This window comes from Aliinostoc sp. HNIBRCY26, assembly GCF_050235535.1.
GTDB lineage: Bacteria > Cyanobacteriota > Cyanobacteriia > Cyanobacteriales > Nostocaceae > Trichormus.
The window spans coordinates 923010-939723 of the sequence record NZ_CP189852.1 but is presented as its reverse complement, the minus strand read 5'-3'; the positions used below and the strand labels follow the sequence as shown (position 1 = coordinate 939723).

Annotated in this window: 17 protein-coding genes and 1 pseudogene; 11 read left to right on the top strand and 7 right to left on the bottom strand. The window is 41.2% G+C overall.

Annotation, left to right across the window (positions count from 1 at the left end; translation table 11 throughout):
- The first annotated feature begins 174 nt into the window (after positions 1-174).
- From ACQFX9_RS04020 to ACQFX9_RS04010, 3 genes are all read left to right on the top strand, one after another.
- Positions 175-864 carry an ABC transporter ATP-binding protein gene (locus ACQFX9_RS04020; protein WP_427160811.1) on the top strand — a complete coding sequence of 230 codons (690 nt, stop codon included), beginning with the start codon at positions 175-177 and terminating at the stop codon, positions 862-864.
- 581 nt (positions 865-1445) lie between these two features.
- The gene (locus ACQFX9_RS04015) at positions 1446-2912 is read left to right on the top strand and encodes an efflux RND transporter periplasmic adaptor subunit (protein WP_427160810.1); all 1467 of its coding nucleotides are present in this window, start codon (positions 1446-1448) and stop codon (positions 2910-2912) included.
- Complete coding sequence (locus ACQFX9_RS04010; protein ID WP_427160809.1) at positions 2909-4126, top strand: ABC transporter permease; 1218 nt, start codon at positions 2909-2911, stop codon at positions 4124-4126. Before ACQFX9_RS04015 ends, ACQFX9_RS04010 begins: the two co-directional genes overlap by 4 nt.
- 208 nt (positions 4127-4334) lie before the next feature.
- On the opposite strand, the gene ACQFX9_RS04005 is transcribed toward ACQFX9_RS04010, so the two are convergent.
- Positions 4335-4535, bottom strand: coding sequence for a hypothetical protein (locus ACQFX9_RS04005; RefSeq protein WP_103139985.1), 201 nt, complete (start codon positions 4533-4535; stop codon positions 4335-4337).
- 198 nt (positions 4536-4733) lie between these two features.
- On the opposite strand from ACQFX9_RS04005, the gene ACQFX9_RS04000 reads away from it, so the two are divergent.
- Entirely contained in the window at positions 4734-5219 is a 486-nt protein-coding gene (locus ACQFX9_RS04000) for a GNAT family N-acetyltransferase (RefSeq protein WP_427160808.1), read from the top strand.
- A gap of 52 nt (positions 5220-5271) precedes the next feature.
- On the opposite strand, the gene ACQFX9_RS03995 is transcribed toward ACQFX9_RS04000, so the two are convergent.
- Positions 5272-5889 carry a class I SAM-dependent methyltransferase gene (locus tag ACQFX9_RS03995; RefSeq protein ID WP_427160807.1) on the bottom strand — a complete coding sequence of 206 codons (618 nt, stop codon included), beginning with the start codon at positions 5887-5889 and terminating at the stop codon, positions 5272-5274.
- A gap of 350 nt (positions 5890-6239) precedes the next feature.
- Between ACQFX9_RS03995 and ACQFX9_RS03990 the strand changes: the two genes are divergently transcribed.
- The 5 genes and pseudogenes from ACQFX9_RS03990 (at position 6240) to arsS (ending at position 10388) form a co-directional block, all read left to right on the top strand.
- Entirely contained in the window at positions 6240-6527 is a 288-nt protein-coding gene (locus ACQFX9_RS03990; RefSeq protein WP_427160806.1) for a Mo-dependent nitrogenase C-terminal domain-containing protein, read from the top strand.
- Positions 6528-6821: 294 nt separating this feature from the next.
- Positions 6822-7178 (top strand): annotated as a pseudogene (locus ACQFX9_RS03985) (response regulator transcription factor); the annotation flags it as partial.
- 227 nt (positions 7179-7405) lie between these two features.
- Positions 7406-8374: an arsenosugar biosynthesis arsenite methyltransferase ArsM gene (gene arsM / locus ACQFX9_RS03980; protein ID WP_427160805.1), complete on the top strand. Its 969-nt coding sequence runs from the start codon at positions 7406-7408 to the stop codon at positions 8372-8374.
- A gap of 15 nt (positions 8375-8389) precedes the next feature.
- The gene (locus ACQFX9_RS03975; protein WP_427160804.1) at positions 8390-9349 is read left to right on the top strand and encodes an inorganic phosphate transporter; all 960 of its coding nucleotides are present in this window, start codon (positions 8390-8392) and stop codon (positions 9347-9349) included.
- A gap of 31 nt (positions 9350-9380) precedes the next feature.
- On the top strand, positions 9381-10388 hold the full coding sequence (arsS, locus tag ACQFX9_RS03970) for an arsenosugar biosynthesis radical SAM (seleno)protein ArsS (protein ID WP_427160803.1): 1008 nt from the start codon (positions 9381-9383) through the stop codon (positions 10386-10388).
- A gap of 149 nt (positions 10389-10537) precedes the next feature.
- Here arsS and ACQFX9_RS03965 read toward each other — a convergent pair whose 3' ends face one another.
- Positions 10538-10930 (bottom strand): RidA family protein, encoded by a 393-nt coding sequence (locus tag ACQFX9_RS03965; protein ID WP_427160802.1) that lies wholly within the window; start codon positions 10928-10930, stop codon positions 10538-10540.
- The gene (locus ACQFX9_RS03960) at positions 10927-11367 is read right to left on the bottom strand and encodes an NUDIX domain-containing protein (protein WP_103139993.1); all 441 of its coding nucleotides are present in this window, start codon (positions 11365-11367) and stop codon (positions 10927-10929) included. Before ACQFX9_RS03960 ends, ACQFX9_RS03965 begins: the two co-directional genes overlap by 4 nt.
- Before the next feature lie 239 nt (positions 11368-11606).
- On the opposite strand from ACQFX9_RS03960, the gene malQ reads away from it, so the two are divergent.
- Positions 11607-13115, top strand: a complete 1509-nt coding sequence (gene malQ, locus ACQFX9_RS03955; RefSeq protein ID WP_427160801.1) for a 4-alpha-glucanotransferase — start codon at positions 11607-11609, stop codon at positions 13113-13115.
- A 49-nt stretch (positions 13116-13164) separates the two neighbouring features.
- On the opposite strand, the gene ACQFX9_RS03950 is transcribed toward malQ, so the two are convergent.
- The gene (locus ACQFX9_RS03950) at positions 13165-13980 is read right to left on the bottom strand and encodes a helix-turn-helix domain-containing protein (RefSeq protein ID WP_427160800.1); all 816 of its coding nucleotides are present in this window, start codon (positions 13978-13980) and stop codon (positions 13165-13167) included.
- Positions 13955-14770 (bottom strand): pseudouridine synthase, encoded by an 816-nt coding sequence (locus ACQFX9_RS03945; protein ID WP_427160799.1) that lies wholly within the window; start codon positions 14768-14770, stop codon positions 13955-13957. Before ACQFX9_RS03945 ends, ACQFX9_RS03950 begins: the two co-directional genes overlap by 26 nt.
- A 143-nt stretch (positions 14771-14913) precedes the next feature.
- On the opposite strand from ACQFX9_RS03945, the gene ACQFX9_RS03940 reads away from it, so the two are divergent.
- Positions 14914-15627, top strand: a complete 714-nt coding sequence (locus ACQFX9_RS03940) for an LmeA family phospholipid-binding protein (RefSeq protein WP_427160798.1) — start codon at positions 14914-14916, stop codon at positions 15625-15627.
- Positions 15628-15738: 111 nt separating this feature from the next.
- Here ACQFX9_RS03940 and ACQFX9_RS03935 read toward each other — a convergent pair whose 3' ends face one another.
- A complete protein-coding gene (locus tag ACQFX9_RS03935) occupies positions 15739-16626 on the bottom strand; it encodes a phosphatidate cytidylyltransferase (protein WP_427160797.1) in 888 nt (295 codons plus the stop codon).
- Positions 16627-16714 lie beyond the last annotated feature (88 nt).

Sequence of the window (16714 nt, the reverse complement as noted above, 5' to 3'; positions counted from 1 at the left end):
TTAGATTGAAAACCGAGATTCAGAGGCTGTTCCAGAAACTCATAACCATACTCATACTACCTATCCCAATTTGGTATCACCACTCAGAACTCCCCACTCCCCACTCAAAACTCCCTACTCATAACTCAGCACTCACCACTCAGCACTCAGCACTAAAAAAGAGGTATAAAGTCAATGATTTGGTTGGAATCTATTACCAAAACCTATCAATTAGGTGAAGTTCGAGTTCCTATCCTCAAAGGCATTCAACTTGCTATTACCACCGGAGAATATGTTGCCATTATGGGGGCTTCTGGTTCAGGTAAATCTACATTGATGAATATTTTGGGATGTCTGGATCGTCCCAGTAGTGGACTTTATAGCTTTGAGGGCAGAAATCTCACTACCTACGATGATGATGAGTTAGCCTACATTCGCAATCACAGGATAGGCTTTGTTTTCCAACAATTTAACTTATTACCACGAGCCACGGCGTTGGAAAACGTCATGTTACCGATGGTTTACGCCAATATCCCCAAACGAAAACGCCAGCAGAAAGCCTTAGAAGCTTTAAAAAGAGTAGGACTGGAAGCACGAATTCATAACCGTCCGAGTCAACTTTCTGGTGGACAACAACAGAGGGTGGCGATCGCCCGTGCTTTAGTAAATCGCCCAGCTTTAGTCCTAGCGGATGAACCGACAGGTGCGTTAGATACAGAGACATCTTACGAAGTGATGAACTTGCTCACAGAACTCAATCAGCAAGGCATCACAATTGTGATCGTCACCCACGAACCAGATATTGCCGCCCAAACTAAAAGAATTATTCGTGTCCAGGATGGTTTGATTGTCGGCGATCGCAACTCTCACAGGCAAGCTGGTTAACTGATCTGACAACATTTCAGGAGAACAAGGTAAATAATTCAAGGTTTCTCTACGAGACGCTGCGCGAACCAAAAGGACTATAGCGGTTTGCAATTGAGTCAAATACAGACCTAACCCCCAACCCCTTCCCTTGTAGGGAAGGGGAGTAAAACTCAAAGCCTCTCTCCTCGTAGGAGAGAGGTTTGGAGAGAGGTCAAAGTGTATTGCATACAAATGAGAAGTGCTATAAAGTCCTGACTACGAACTTAGTATTAAACCTATTTTGAAAGGATGCAGAAACTAATATGTCTGCATCCTTTCACTATTTTTTGCGTCTATTCACCCATATGGATGATGTTACTCAAATATGGGGAGAATAATTCCCTATTCCCCATGCCCCATTCCCCATTCCCCATACCCCATATCATTCACCTTACAGGGTGAAGGCACATTTAATGAATCAAGGCTAGGATGACTGTTAAATCAGAGACACAACTAGTGAATTAATCCTAATCAGTGTTAAATAAATATATATTTCTACAATATTCTTAACTATTCTCATTCCTCATCAAACCACCAATACTTTTCATAGACCACTACTTATGATTGCGTACATTGAAGTTCCCTTGATTGGCAAAGTTAAGCACCCAGCTAGGTGGGTGATGGGGTTTTTAGTAGCTGGGAGTTTAATTGCTGCTGCAACTAGTTACAGTCTTGTGAATCGTGGCAATAGTCAACAAGATGTCACGCAACTGACTGTACCTGTAGAGGCTAAAAATGTGACTCTACGGATTACAGCCAGTGGAAAAGTTGTCCCAGTGCAGAGTGTAAATATTAGCCCTAAAAATCCTGGTGTTTTAGCTGAGTTATATGTAGAACAAGGCGATCGCGTTGAGCAAGGACAAATACTAGCACGGATGGATATAGGTGATATCAAAGCCCAAGTTGCTCAGTATCGTGCCAATTTAGCCCAAGCCCAAGCTCAATTAGCCGAAGCCCTAGCGGGGAATCGTCCCCAAGAAATTGCTCAATCTAGAGCGCGTTTAGCCCAAGCCCAAGCCCAATTAGCCGAAGCCAAATCGGGGAATCGTCCCCAAGAAATCGCTAAAGCCCAAGCCCAAGTAGATGCAGCCCGCGCTAGGGAAAATTACACTACAGAGCAGGTAAAGCGTTATCAGTATTTATACCAGCAAGGGGCAGAGAGAAAACAACTACTTGATCAGGCTATTAGTGAAGATAAAAGTGCCAAAGCTAATTTAGCTGAAGCCCAAAAACAACTCTCGTTGCTGCAAGTTGGTAGTCGTAGCGAAGTCATCGCCGCCAGGGAAGCAGCAGTCACTGAAGCCCGTGCAGCTTTGGTATTGTTGCAAGAGGGTAGCCGCAAAGAAGAAATTGCCCAACGTCAAGCTGCTGTGAAAATCGCTCAAGCGCAGTTAGCAGCCGCCGAAGTCAGACTGCAAGACACCGTAGTCATTGCGCCATTTTCCGGCATAGTCACCCAAAAATACGCCAATATCGGGGCTTTTGTAACTCCTACTACTTCTGCATCCACCAGTGCCTCAGCCACTTCTAGTTCCATTGTCGCTGTCGCTAAAGGCCTGGAAATATTAGCGCAAATCCCAGAAGCTGACATTGGCAGAATTAAACCAGGACAACAGGTGGAAATTGTGGCGGATGCTTATCCTGAAGAAGTTTTCCAAGGACGGGTGCGTTTAATTGCACCGGAAGCTGTAGTAGAACAGGGTGTGACATCCTTTCAGGTGCGAGTAGCTCTGGACACCGGTACAGATAAATTACGTTCGGGCTTAAACGTCGATTTGACCTTTTTGGGCGATCGCCTCAACAATGCTTTAGTTATCCCCACCGTGGCAATTCTCACCGAAGAAGGCAAAACAGGCGTATTAGTTACTGATGCTCAAAATAAACCCCAATTTCGGGAAGTGAAAATTGGCGCGCAAATCGAAGATCAAACCCAAGTTGTATCAGGAATCCAAGCAGGCGATCGCGTGTTTATTGACTTACCCAAAGATTACAAAATCCAAAAGGCAAAGGAAAAACAAAACCAATGAACTTCCTAGAAAGTATGCAAATGGCAGGGAAGACTCTGCTATCAAATAAACTACGTAGCGCACTCACCATGTTGGGTATAGTCATTGGTAACGCTTCCGTAATTGCCATGATTGGGATTGGGGAAGCGGGACAAAGCTATGTCAATAAACAATTGGAATCTTTGGGGCCGAATGTATTATTTATCATTCCAGGGAATCAGGAAACTGAACGCATTTCCAGAGAATTGCCCAAGACTTTAGTATATGAAGATGCCAAAGCGATCGCTAGTCAAGTACCGACCATTGCCAATATCACAGCTGAATTAAATAGTCGGCAAGTAGTGACTTATAGTAATAAAAATACTGATGTCAACATTATTGGTACAACACCGAGTTTTTTAATAGTCAGAGATTTTGAAGTTGACCAAGGCAGATTTTTTAGCGACGTAGACATGAAGCGCAGCAATCAAGTTGCAGTTATTGGTGCAAAGTTAGCTAATAGACTGTTTGGGAATAGTAATCCGGTAGGGCAACAATTTAGAATCAAAGACACCAGCTTTCAAATCATCGGAGTTTTAGAAGGCAAAGGTTCAAACTTAGGTGTAGATTATGATGATTCAGCTTTGATTCCTGTGTTTACAATGGCGAACCGCATCGTAGGACGGACTTCTCCCTACGGTTTGGAGTTAAGTTATATTGTCGCCTCCGCCAAAAACGCTGAAAGCGTCGATGCAGCAGCATTTCAAATCACGAATTTATTACGCCAACGCCACAAACTCATCGGTGAAGATGACTTTACCATTAGGACTCAAAAAGATGCTTTGCAAGTAGTGGGACAAATCACTGGCGCATTAACCACCATGTTAGCAGCGATCGCCAGCATCTCATTATTTGTAGGCGGTATCGGCATCATGAATATTATGCTCGTTTCCGTCACCGAACGCACCCAAGAAATCGGACTGAGAAAAGCCATTGGTGCTACAGAGCAAGATATTTTACTGCAATTTATGATTGAGGCAGTAATTGTCTCAGCCATTGGCGGCTTAATCGGCACAGGAATTGGTGTCAGTGGCATTATGTTAGTAGCGGCTTTGACACCTTTAGAATCGGCCTTATCTCCCGTAGCGATCGCGTCCACTGTGTGTATTTCCGGTGGTATCGGTTTATTCTTCGGTGTAGTCCCCGCCAGACGCGCCGCCAAACTCGATCCCATTGTGGCATTAAGAAGCATATGAGAAAGGCAAAAGGTGAGTCAGCGCGGTCTTGGGGGTTTCCCCCATGAGCGACTGACGAACCCGAAGGGCAAAAGGCAAAAAGAAAAAGGAAAAAGATCAAAAATAAAAGGCAAAAGATGTTTTTCTTTTGCCTTCTGACTTGTTTGAAATCAGAGAATTTATATTACTTTCCCTTACACCCCTATCCCCTTACACCCTTAAACTCTTATTAACGGGATTCCGTTCCTTGATTGGGGCTTCCGGCCACGCTATCTTCTCCTGGTGCTTCTGGTTTAGCAGTTTCTCTCGCATCAGATTGAGAAGCATCACCAGTTTTGCGGATATCTTCTTGGAGAGGGGTTTGGTAGCCACCGGAAGCGGTGGGTGTAGTTTCTTGATTTTTAGATTTTTGTTTCTTTTCTTCAGACATAACTATACTCCTTCATTTATTTCAGGCATCATTATAAAAATTTAGAGATGGTAATTTTATCTATCTAGAATCTGGTTATCTTTAATTGCTTAGTCTATCGAAAGTATTGTTTAGCAACGCGTATAAACTTGGCAAGAACCAACAAAATTAAACCATTCTCACTCAAAATCTCTTCTATTCCCCATTGAAAAAGTATTTATGAGACAGAGCGAGTTATCACTGCCATCTGGATGTAGACTAAGAAAAGCAGCATCTCAAGATATGCGATCGCTCAGACGATTAGTTTTTTCAGCTATGCTTGACCCTACCCAATTACACTGGCAACAGTTTTGGGTAATTGAATTTCAAGGGGAGGTCATAGCCTGCGGACAATTGCGTAACTTTTCTCAAGCTCAAGAACTCGGTAGTTTAGTTGTTAAACCAAATTGGAGAGGTCGCGGTTTAGCAACTTTCCTGACACACTATCTCATCACTCAAGCCACACAGCCTTTATATTTAGAATGTTTAGGTCAGCGACTAGCGCAGTTTTACAATCACTTTGGTTTTGTGCAAGTTGACTTTGAAAATTTACCTAAATCACTCCAAAACAAATTTAAAATCTCCCAATTAGGTAAAAAAATCCTGAGAGTTCCCGTAATTTTCATGCAACATCAAGATGAAGCAACGCTAAATCAGAACTCTTAACCATCTTCACTCCTCACTCCTCACCCAGCACTCAGCACTCACCACTCAGCACTCAGCACTCCTCTCTAACAAACACCGTCAGCAAAACAGGCCCCAATAAATAGTGATGCTGTAAACATCGCAAACCAGCAGCAGAACCAAGAATTTCCCGTTGTTGGGGACTATAGAATTTAATTCCTTGATGACCAATTGACAATGCTTGTGGTTCTTTCTCTTTTTTTGTGGTGATATCAACCAAATAAAAGCGTCCACCAGGAGTTAAAACCCTCGCCACTTCCTGTAACACCTGTTTTGGTTCTAGATAGTGCAGAAAACTAATAGTGTTAAACACAGCATCAAATTGACCATCCCCAAAAGGTAGAGCCTCAGCCTTACCTTCAATAAAAATTAACCGGGGACGATGGCGGTTACTTTTTCGGGCGATTTGTAACATTTGAGTTGATAAATCTAAACCAGTACCCCGCAATTGGGGAAATTGATCAGCCAAACGTTCTAGCAAGCGACCAGTACCACAGCCTAAATCGAGTACATTGCCTCTTTCTGGTAAGTCCACATATTCTAACAGGCGTTTGTGGATGGCTCGATAAAACACAGAAGGTAAGAGCCAGTCATAACTATAAGCCCATCGGTCAAAAATAAACTTTTTGTTTTTGAGAAATTCGTTAGTCATTTGTTTTCTTAGCCTCTTGTTGCTCAAAGCTTCCAGCAATTAAGTAGCCTTCTTTAGCCTAGCGTTTAGGAAGGTAAGCTGTCGCCCATTCAATTAGCACATTTTTGCCGATAACCAGTCAATCAATTTTAGATTCAATCCAAAATCCAAAATTTAAAATATAAAATTCTGCGGTTGAACAGTCAACTAACCTCATATTCTGTAATAACGATATTTGCAGATGTAGTTAAAAGTATCTCAGACATGACTTTAGTCAGGCGTGAGAACTGCATAAAACAACATAGCCTAACTGTATTTATATATAGAGGGTTAAACGCAAAACACAAGTAAAATGATGAAGGTAATAGATTATGACTACTTTTTCTCAAATTCAATCCCACAACGACCTACTTGAGCCGATTCGCAGATGGTTAGAAGGTATCGAAATACATAACCCTAAACTAGCTCATCTGTTGTGTAAGGTTATTCCTGCTCAATGTCCATTTGAACGTGATGTCAAATTATTTGGTCGTCAACTATTTCACATTCCGCCAATGTGTAAATTAAATCCTTTCTACGAACAAGTGGTAGGTTTACGTTTTAAGGCTCTTTGCTATTTGGCTGATGAATGTGGTGAAGATATAACAGCTTATTGCTAATTCATGCTCATTGCTCAATTTCAGAGCAACTTGATAATACCGTATTATTTCGAGATTCTGGAATAGGCTACGAGTTTCAGCTTCTCTTCCAAAATCCAAAATTGGTTAATCGGTAATTACAGATTTCCCCTTGTGAGTTACGCAAAAGTATACTAAGCTAACGGAGAACTATTTAGATACACATATAATCTGCCAACACAAAATGGTATTAGTCTCAGCAACTATGTGCAGGCAAAAATTTTCAATTATAGGTATCTTAATATTTTTACCTTATCTTTTTACTTTTGCTCGATCATGACCCACATCTTGTTGGTTGAAGATGAAGTCAAGCTAACCCGATTTATAGAGTTAGAACTGAACTATGAAGGTTATCAAGTCAGCGTCGCCTACGATGGTTTAACTGCTCTTATGGCAGCACAGGCGTTACAGCTAGACTTAGTTATTTTAGATGAGACTTTGCCTGGTGGGTCGGGATTAGAAATTAGCCGTCGTTTGCGGAGTATTGATCAGCGCGTGCCGATAATTTTATTAATCGCTCCAGATCAGATGAGCGATCGCACTACACCCTTAGATCCTGCTGTGACTGATTATGTCATTAAACCCTTCAATATAGAAGAACTATTAACTACGGTCAATGCTCATCTCACCAAAAAATTCTAGATTTTGATGCGCTTATAAGATTTATCGGTTTACTTAGAGTTTTTAGATTACTCTAGGGGAAAATTTGGAATGCGATCGCATCCCGATGGTGTGCTTTTTACTCAAATTTGGCGGGAAAGACCGGTTCCCTCTCTTGCAGGGAAATAATTTTAGCAAAAACTCATGTAACTCATAACTAGTTATATTAGGATGCACACAGTTTAATTTCAAACAGTGTTATGAGTTACCTAGAGACAGCCGCCCAATTTTACAGCGAAGTCGCCCAAACTCCAGAAATAGGACTTTGCTGTGTTCAAAGCACACCTATGCAACTTCCAGGGTTAAAAATACCTTGCAAGATGCAGGATATGAACTACGGTTGTGGGACTACTGTTCACCCCACTGAACTTTCCCATCAGCCTACAGTTTTGTATGTCGGCGTTGGTGGCGGTTTAGAAGCTTTGCAATTTGCTTATTTTTCCCGTCGTCCTGGTGCAGTAATTGCGGTTGAACCGGTTGCGGCTATGCGGGAAGCAGCAAGAAATAATTTAGAACTTGCAGCTAAAGAAAACCCGTGGTTTGATCCCAGTTTTGTGGAAATTCGCGACGGCGATGCTTTTAATTTACCTGTGGCTGATGAATCCGTAGATATTGTTGCTCAGAATTGCCTGTTTAATATTTTTGCACCTGAAGATTTAACTCGTGCGCTACAAGCAGCTTATCGGGTGTTAAAACTAGGTGGACGTTTGCAAATGAGTGATCCCATTGCTACCCGTCCGATTCCTCAGCATTTGCAACAAGATGAAAGGCTAAGGGCTATGTGTTTATCAGGCGCACTCACCTACGCAGAATATATCCAACGGATTATTGATGTTGGCTTTGGTCAAATTGAAATCCGCGCCCGTCGCCCTTATCGCTTGCTAGACTCAGAAACTTATCAGTTAGAACAGCATCTACTTTTAGAAAGTCTTGATTCAGTGGCTTTTAAAGTGGCAATTCCTGAAGATGGTGCTTGTGTTTTTACAGGAAAAACCGCTATTTATGCCGGTAATGAACCATTTTTTGATGATGCGGCTGGCCATTTATTGCAACGTGGCATTCCGGCAGCAGTTTGTGATAAAACTGCTGCTAAACTAGGAGCTTTAAAGCCATCAGAAATAATGATTACTGAATCAACCTGGCATTATAGCGGTGGTGGTTGTTGTTAATTTATTATCCTCAAAATGTGGGAAGTCAGTATATTTATTGCTACGCTATTTCTAGCCTACGCTAAAGGGTCTAACGACAATTTTAAAGGTGTAGCTACGCTATTTGGTAGTCGTATAACTAGCTACCAAACAGCAATTTTATGGGCAACTTTCACAACTTTTGCAGGTGCATTAACATCCATTTTTTTTGCTGATAGTTTAGTTCAGCGATTTTCTGGTCAGGGTATCGTGAGAGACGCGATCGCTCAAGGTGATAATTTTCATATAGCGGTGGCGATCGCTACTGCTTTAACTGTGATGATTGCGACTAATTTGGGCTTACCCGTCTCCACTGCCCATAGTTTAATCGGTGCCATTTTTGGTGCTTCATTAGTAGCGATTGGACTTGAAGCTAATTCAAAAATACTTTTAAATTCTTTTGTTTTACCCTTATTTATCAGCCCTATTATCGCGATTTCTTTAAGTGCAGGCATTTACAGTTTAACTGAATATATTCAACCAAAATTATCTCTAGCCGTCAACCAAAAACTAGTTGATAATATTCATTATATCAGTGCTGGGTTGATTTGCTTTATTCAAGGTTTTTATGAGACTCCTAGATTAGTATCTCTGGTAATTGTCATTGAATATTTTTCTAGACAAGGTGCAATAATTACTATTGCGATGGCTATGGGTTTAGGCGGTTTGATTAGTTCCCAAAGGATTGCTGAAACCATCAGTTTAAAAATCACACCAATAAATCCAACTCAAGGATTATCAGCTAACATTATCACTAGTATATTAGTAATTATAGCTAATTTTTTTGCTTTACCTATCTCTACAACTCATGTCGCTGTTGGTTCTATTCTTGGAGCGGGAATTATTACAGAAAAAGTCAACAAGTTTGTTGTATTTAAAATTATCATCGCTTGGATTTTAACATTGCCTACTTCCACAATTTTTAGTGGTCTAATTTATAGATTTTTACAAAGATAGTAATAGTAATCAAATTCAGGGAGCATCACCAATGATTAATCAAATTTCTAATTCATCTAATACAATTATTACTCCCTTTGCTCAAAAAATAAATTCTCAGTTAACTAAAAAAAATATTAATGTTTTACAAGTTAATTTAGGTAAACGCTGTAATCTTAGCTGCAACCACTGTCATGTAGAAGCTAGTCCGAAGCGTACAGAAGAATTATCTCCACAAATTTGCGAACAATTAATTGAGTTAATTGAAAGATTCCCGGAAATTCAAATTGTCGATTTGACTGGTGGCGCACCAGAAATGAACTATGGCTTTAAATCATTAGTTGCAGCCGCCAGGAAAAATCAGAAACAAGTAATAGTTCGTTCCAATTTGACAATTTATTTTGAAAATGGGTTTGGTGACTTACCAGAATACTTTGCTCAAAACCAAATAAGAGTAGTTGCTTCTTTACCCTGTTATTTAGCAGATAACGTTGATAAAATGCGGGGTGATGGTGTATTTACAGCTTCCATTAAAGCCTTACAATGGCTAAATCAGTTAGGCTATGGTACAGACGCAAATTTAATTTGCGATTTAGTTTATAATCCCCAACTACCTAATAGTGAAAAATTTTCGTTAACACCAGAACAAAGCAAGTTAGAAAAAGATTATAAACTGTTTCTCAAAGAAAATTTCAATGTAATATTTAATCACCTATTTACAATTACTAACTTACCAGTTGGTAGAACTCTCTTTCATTTAGAACGTAAAAAACTCTATAGTGGCTATTTACAGTTCTTAGAATCCCATTTTAACGAGAGTACAGTTGAGCATTTGATGTGTCGTGATCAGCTATCTGTAGACTATTTAGGCAATGTATATGATTGCGACTTTAATCAAATGATGAATTTACCTGCGAAAACTGCCAATGGCGAAAATATAACTGTCGCTAAATTACTAACATCTGGCAGTTTAAACTTAATTGATGAAATTCAAACGGCAGATTATTGCTATGGTTGCACTGCTGGATGTGGTTCTAGTTGTGGTGGTGCTTTGCTTTAAGAAAAATGAAATGGGGTATGAGGGATAGGGCATTGGGCATGGGGCATGGGTAAGATTGATACCAATAAAAGCTGTAAACTTTCTCCCCTGCACCCTGCCCCCTTGCGAATATTAATATGCAAATCAAAGGTACGACAGCTGATTGGGAATTAGGGTATCACTGCGATACACTCAATTTCCACTAATACATCCTTTGGTAAACGTGATACTTCCACACAAGCACGGGCGGGGGCTGTAGCTTCATCAAAATATTGGGCATAAACTCCATTCACAGCCGCAAAATCATTCATATCAGCTAAGAACACAGAGGTTTTCACCACATCAGCCCATGTTGCCCCACCAGCAGTTAAGATAGCTTCCAGATTAGCCATGACTTGCAGTGTTTGTTGCTTGACATCTCCACCACCGACAATTTCACCGGTGGAGGGATTAAGGGCGATTTGTCCAGCTACAAATAGCATTCGACCAGAAACAGCGATCGCTTGATTATAAGGCCCTACTGGTGCGGGTGCTTGTGCAGTACGAATAATTTGTTTACTCATATTTCCTCAGTTGTGAAGCGGGGACGAATCCCATAATGTCGATAACGCCAATAATCCCGCAAAATGCGATCGTGGTCAAAACATAAATTACTCGGTACACACCAAGGCTCAAAAATACCCACATCTTTAGCATCATCCCCAGCGTGTGGTTCTCCTGTAGCAGTGGCGAGAAACACAATACTAATAGTATGCTGACGGGGGTCACGCTTGGGGTCAGAATACACCAAAAATTGCTCAATTAATTCTATCTCTAACCCGATTTCCTCTAGAGCCTCCCGTCGCGCCGCCACTTCCACAGGTTCACCATAATCCACAAACCCCCCAGGAATCGCCCAACCCAAAGGTTCATTATGGCGTTCAATCAAAATAATCGGACGATGAGGTCTATCTATCAATTCAATAATGATATCTACGGTAGGTGCAGGATTTTTGTACATAGTCAATAGTCAATAGTCAATAGTCAATAGTCAATAGTCAATAGTCAATAGTCAATAGTCATTAGTCATTAGTCATTAGTCATTAGTCATTAGTCATTAGTCATTACTCAGCACTCAGCACTCAGCACTCAGCACTCATTACTCACCAGTGCCGATTTACCACCAAAGGATAGCTTTCCAAGCTGACCTCGGCGTGATAAATTCTATGGGATCGCTTGCTCCTATATTTCACAATAAATATGCCTTTTCCTAGATCCAGTGGTATTTTGCTGCATCCTACCTGCTTTCCCAGTCGATTTGGGGTTGGAGATTTGGGTTTGGAAGCTTATAAATTTATTGATTTTTTGCGGGACAGTTACCAGCAATATTGGCAAGTTTTACCTTTAGGCCCTACTGGTTATGGTAATTCTCCTTATGCTTCTTATTCGGCAATGGCGGGGAATTATTTACTGATTAGCCCAGAAAAATTACAAGAGCAAGGTTTGTTAGCAGAGGAGGATTTTGCTAATTTACCAGAATTTGATCACTCTCAAGTAGATTACGATCGCGTGATCCCGATTAAATTAGGTCTATTAAAAACTGCCTGCAAAAATTTTCAAACTCAAGCTACGCCTCTACAACAAACGGAATTTGCCGGATTTTGCAGCAGCAAAGCCTATTGGTTGGATGATTATGCTTTATTTATGGCTCTCAAGGATGCTCACGACGGGACAAGTTGGCATACTTGGGAAACGGAATTGGTGAAGCGTGAACCTACCGCCTTAGAAGATGCTAAACAAAAATTAGCGGCGGAGATTTTTTATTATAAGTTTGTACAGTTTGAATTCTTTCGCCAGTGGTCAGAATTGAAAACTTACGCTAACATGAGCGGCATTCAAATTATTGGCGATATTCCTATCTATGTAGCGCAAGATAGTGCCGATGTGTGGGCGCATCCCGATATTTTCTGTTTAGATGAAGAAACAATGCAGCCTGCATTAATGGCAGGAGTTCCCCCAGATTATTTCAGTGCTACTGGTCAATTATGGGGCAATCCGGTTTATAACTGGGAGGAATTGCAAAAGCAAAACTTTCAATGGTGGTTGGGTCGCTTTGAGGCGATGCTTGATTATATAGATGTGATTCGTATTGATCACTTCCGAGGCTTTGAAGCTTTTTGGGCTGTACCACAAGGAGAAGAAACAGCAATTAATGGTGAGTGGGTAACAGCACCAGGAGAGGAATTGTTTGATGCGATTAAGCAAAGTTTGGGCAAGTTACCTGTCTTAGCGGAAGATTTGGGGATTATTACACCAGAAGTTGAAGCTTTGCGAGATAAATATGAGTTTCCTGGGATGAAAGTATTACATTTTGCTTTTGGTTCTGATCCTGGGAATCCGTTTTTACCTTTCAATTATGGTCGTAATTTCGTTGTGTATACTGGCACTCACGACAATGACACAACTGTCGGCTGGTTTAATACAGCCAATGACTACGAAAAGCAGAATCTATTGATGTATTTGGGTTGTGTCAGTCCCGAAGGAATTCACTGGGATTTAATTAGGTTGGCTTTAAGTTCCGTTGCTAATCAAGCGATTATGCCTCTACAAGATATCTTGGGTTTGGGAACTGAAGCGCGAATGAACTATCCAAGCACTGCTGAGGGAAATTGGCAGTGGCGTTATCAATCGGGAGCTTTATTACCAGAGTTAGGCGATCGCTTAAAAAATCTCACTAAACTCTACGGACGCGCTCCCCAAGGAAAATAGGGGAAACGAGGAATTGGGGGGATATTTCCCCTGCTTTTCCTCTATATTTCTATGATTCTGGTTTAGCAGCAGCAATTTTAATTTCTTCCTCTTCACCAAATTCCCCCATTTGCTTGGGTGCTTGCTGATTAACGCTCATCAGCACACCACCAGCATTAGTAGTTCTGACAGTTAACTGTTCTTGTGCTTTCCAAACCCGATGCGCTCCTTCTGGTAATACTCCTTCAAACTCGGTTCTCCCATCGGCTACTACTCGAATCCAAGAGGATGCTTTTAAGGTGACACCAATTTGGACTGGTTGATCATTTGTGTTAGCAGCGAGGCGGTTGCTAACTGGAACAGTTGCGGAATTAGCAGATTGATGGGTTTGATTATTGACGACGGTTTCTTGATTGTTTGGTTTTGGCTCACTATTACTAGCTCTGAAAGCAGCATTATTCAATACGTGAGATAAACTGCTGACGGAGCAGATAATCAAGAATACATAGAGTAAGTAAAGATGTATGGGACGTAGTAAACCCATTGAGATGGGTTGAGTAGGAGTTGCAGAGGGAGTGCTAACGGTGGAAAACCCTACAGGAAATTGACTAGCGAAGTCTACACCATTACAACCTAGTGCATCTGCAAACTGTCTGATCAAGCCTTGAATATAGATTGGTTCAGGTAAATCATTTAAATTACCTTCTTCAATTGCTTGTAACAGACGGCGAGGAATCTTGGTTAATGACACCATTTCCTCTAAAGATAAACCCTTTTCTTGACGTGAAGCCCACAACTGCGCGCCTAATTCTGCTAATTTTTCGGCTCTTTGTTCATCTGGGGACAGTTGCGGCTGTTCATTATTTTTTCTCTTGAACCATTTCATGATTTTGTCTACTCCTTACCTCAGCAGAATCATTAGTAGGTATGTGTTTTGTTTGGTTTTGCAAACAGCGAACTTCATCATCTTGGAGAAAACGATATTGACCCTCTTTTAAGCTTGGCGTTTTTGGTGTTTTGAGTTGAATAGAGCCGATCGCACTCCGATGTAACTTCACGACTGGATACCCCAACTGTTCGGCTACACGACGAATTTGGCGGTTTCTACCCTCCTGGAGAACTATTTCTAAACGACTGCTATTAGTTAGCCTTTCTAAGTAACTTACCTGGGCTGGTCGGGTTTTTCTCCCGTCTAACAGCACACCCCTACGCCACTTTTCCAGCACTACTTCCGAGGGATGGCCTTGAACAACAACTTGATAGGTCTTGGGAATACTATGACGCGGATGGGTGAGCTTAAAAGTCAAATCTCCATCATTGGTGAGGATCAAAGCACCAGAAGAATTGACATCTAAACGACCAACAGGATGAATACCAATATCTTGACGTAATTTTGGTGGTAATAAATCTAGAACTGTTGTTCTCCCCTGGGGATCGTGACAAGTTGACACTACTCCCAAAGGTTTGTTTAATAAAACATACACTAGGGGTGGACGACGTTTGGCCAATATTGGCTGTCCGTCAACTGTAATCGTATCCTTTTCGGGGTCAACTTTTTGTCCTAATTGGGCTAATACACCATTGATCCGCACACGCGATCGCCGAATCATCTCCTCAGCTTCTCGACGTGAGGCTATACCTAATTCCGATAATACTTTCTGTAACCTAGCCTCCATGTGGAAATTACGGTCATTGATCTAATGGTTTATATAATATTCATCATATTGGCATTTTGATGGAAGTAGCCATAAATGTTACATTTAGAGCTTGTCGCAGCTCAGTTGTCACTGAGCAACTACCCATCAATTAAAATATTTCAATGCCAGATCAGAATTCCCTTCCCCAAGGCGTTAACAAAATCCGCATAATTACGAGCGTCCTTAAAACAGCATTGAAGCTATGGTTAAGGGCGCAAGTCAGCCAAGTATCTCAGATGGAAGTGGATATCAAAGCTAGCGATCGCCAGCTGCTTTCCGGTTGCGTTCCTTGGGTTGCCATCTTTGCCGATCATGCTGTCTATCAAGGTCTCCATATTACCCAAATTAAACTAGCAGCAGAAAATATTCAAATCAATATAGGGCAAGTCCTCAAAGGGCAGCCCTTGCAACTGTTACACATAGTACCAGTAGTAGGAGATTTGACCATAGAAGAGGAGCAACTAAACGCTTCTCTCTCCTCTGAATTGTTATCAGCTGCTTTGAATGATTTACTGGTTAAACTTTTACCAGAATATTGTCCAAAATCCAAGCCTGTGATTTGGCAAAAGATTAGTTTAGACAATCAAATCATCAAGCTGAATGCTATCGTAGCATCTACGGGCGAACAAATACCTTTAGAAATTAATTTCTCCTTAAATTTGCTGAGTGGACAAGAGTTGCAACTATCGCAGATCAAAGTCACAGAAAATGCGATCGCCATCTTAGAAAGTAGCGATAGTTACAATTTTCATCTAGGCTCAGACGTTGATCTCGAAGAACTCACAGTGATCCCCAATAAATTAGTTTGTCGCGGACGAGTGAATGTGAATCCTTGAGGGGTTTAGGGGACAAGGTTGACAAGGTAGACAAGGTTGACAAGGCAAGAGATGAGAAAAACCGTTCCCTGTTCCCTGTTCCCTGTTCCCTGAATGACTAATGACTAATGACTATTGACTCATCACCGGTAAAATCAGGGTGACAAAATAATAGACTATTGGAGCTGTAAAGATATAACTGTCGGTACGATCTAAAATTCCACCGTGTCCAGGGATTAATTGACCAGAATCTTTCACCCCTGCATCCCGCTTGAGCATTGATTCTGTGAGATCACCCAACAGACTAGCAAGACCAATCAGTAACCCCAAGGTCGTACCTGTGATCAGAAATTGCGGCAACTTTAAATAGTAAGCACCCACCAGCGCGACTACCAAACTAGCACTGATCCCAAAGACAGCACCTTCAACAGTTTTCTTGGGACTAATATCAGACAGACGAGTTTTCCCAAAAAATTTACCGATGGTATACGCACCAATATCAGCAGCCCAAATACACAAAAAAGTTAGTACCGTAATTGTTAAACCTTGGGGTAGCGCAGCAAAGTTATGTTCTGTAAAAAAATCTTGCCAAGCTGCTGGCCAATAACCACCTAAAGGTAAATTGCTGATAGCTGTACTACCAATTGTGCGTAATCGCACCCAATAACTGGGCAAATACCCTACATAAAATAGCCCCATGATTGAAGCTGAAACATCGGCGATGGTAGCCATTTTCGGCTGGAACAGTAAGTAAAAACAAATAAATGTTCCCGCCATCGGCATCACAGCATCCGCTAAAGCGTTATCAATTTGAGAAACAGCTAATAAAACTAAACTCAAGCAAAGTGTAGTTTTAGCGGCTGGGACAATACCTCTAGTTCTTACCAGATCAAAATATTCCTGTTGTCCCAAAAAAACGACAACACCAAGCATGATAGTAAAATACCAACCCCCTAATAGGACAGCACCCAAAGCAAGAGCGATCGCAATAATTCCACTAATAATTCGAGACCAAGGCATAGAAGTAATTAATATGGGGATTGGGGACTAGGAATTTTAGATTTTAGATTTTGGATTGGATTCAATCTAAAATCCAAAATCCAAAATT

Excerpts from the sequence above, each read along its gene's own strand:
- ACQFX9_RS04020 (WP_427160811.1), top strand. The coding sequence starts at position 175 with ATGATTTGGTTGGAATCTATTACCAAAACCTATCAATTAGGTGAAGTT.
- ACQFX9_RS04015 (WP_427160810.1), top strand. The coding sequence starts at position 1,446 with ATGATTGCGTACATTGAAGTTCCCTTGATTGGCAAAGTTAAGCACCCA.
- ACQFX9_RS04010 (WP_427160809.1), top strand. The coding sequence starts at position 2,909 with ATGAACTTCCTAGAAAGTATGCAAATGGCAGGGAAGACTCTGCTATCA.
- ACQFX9_RS04005 (WP_103139985.1), bottom strand. The coding sequence starts at position 4,535 with ATGTCTGAAGAAAAGAAACAAAAATCTAAAAATCAAGAAACTACACCC.
- ACQFX9_RS04000 (WP_427160808.1), top strand. The coding sequence starts at position 4,734 with ATGAGACAGAGCGAGTTATCACTGCCATCTGGATGTAGACTAAGAAAA.
- ACQFX9_RS03995 (WP_427160807.1), bottom strand. The coding sequence starts at position 5,889 with ATGACTAACGAATTTCTCAAAAACAAAAAGTTTATTTTTGACCGATGG.
- ACQFX9_RS03990 (WP_427160806.1), top strand. The coding sequence starts at position 6,240 with ATGACTACTTTTTCTCAAATTCAATCCCACAACGACCTACTTGAGCCG.
- arsM (WP_427160805.1), top strand. The coding sequence starts at position 7,406 with ATGAGTTACCTAGAGACAGCCGCCCAATTTTACAGCGAAGTCGCCCAA.
- ACQFX9_RS03975 (WP_427160804.1), top strand. The coding sequence starts at position 8,390 with ATGTGGGAAGTCAGTATATTTATTGCTACGCTATTTCTAGCCTACGCT.
- arsS (WP_427160803.1), top strand. The coding sequence starts at position 9,381 with ATGATTAATCAAATTTCTAATTCATCTAATACAATTATTACTCCCTTT.
- ACQFX9_RS03965 (WP_427160802.1), bottom strand. The coding sequence starts at position 10,930 with ATGAGTAAACAAATTATTCGTACTGCACAAGCACCCGCACCAGTAGGG.
- ACQFX9_RS03960 (WP_103139993.1), bottom strand. The coding sequence starts at position 11,367 with ATGTACAAAAATCCTGCACCTACCGTAGATATCATTATTGAATTGATA.
- malQ (WP_427160801.1), top strand. The coding sequence starts at position 11,607 with ATGCCTTTTCCTAGATCCAGTGGTATTTTGCTGCATCCTACCTGCTTT.
- ACQFX9_RS03950 (WP_427160800.1), bottom strand. The coding sequence starts at position 13,980 with ATGAAATGGTTCAAGAGAAAAAATAATGAACAGCCGCAACTGTCCCCA.
- ACQFX9_RS03945 (WP_427160799.1), bottom strand. The coding sequence starts at position 14,770 with ATGGAGGCTAGGTTACAGAAAGTATTATCGGAATTAGGTATAGCCTCA.
- ACQFX9_RS03940 (WP_427160798.1), top strand. The coding sequence starts at position 14,914 with ATGCCAGATCAGAATTCCCTTCCCCAAGGCGTTAACAAAATCCGCATA.
- ACQFX9_RS03935 (WP_427160797.1), bottom strand. The coding sequence starts at position 16,626 with ATGCCTTGGTCTCGAATTATTAGTGGAATTATTGCGATCGCTCTTGCT.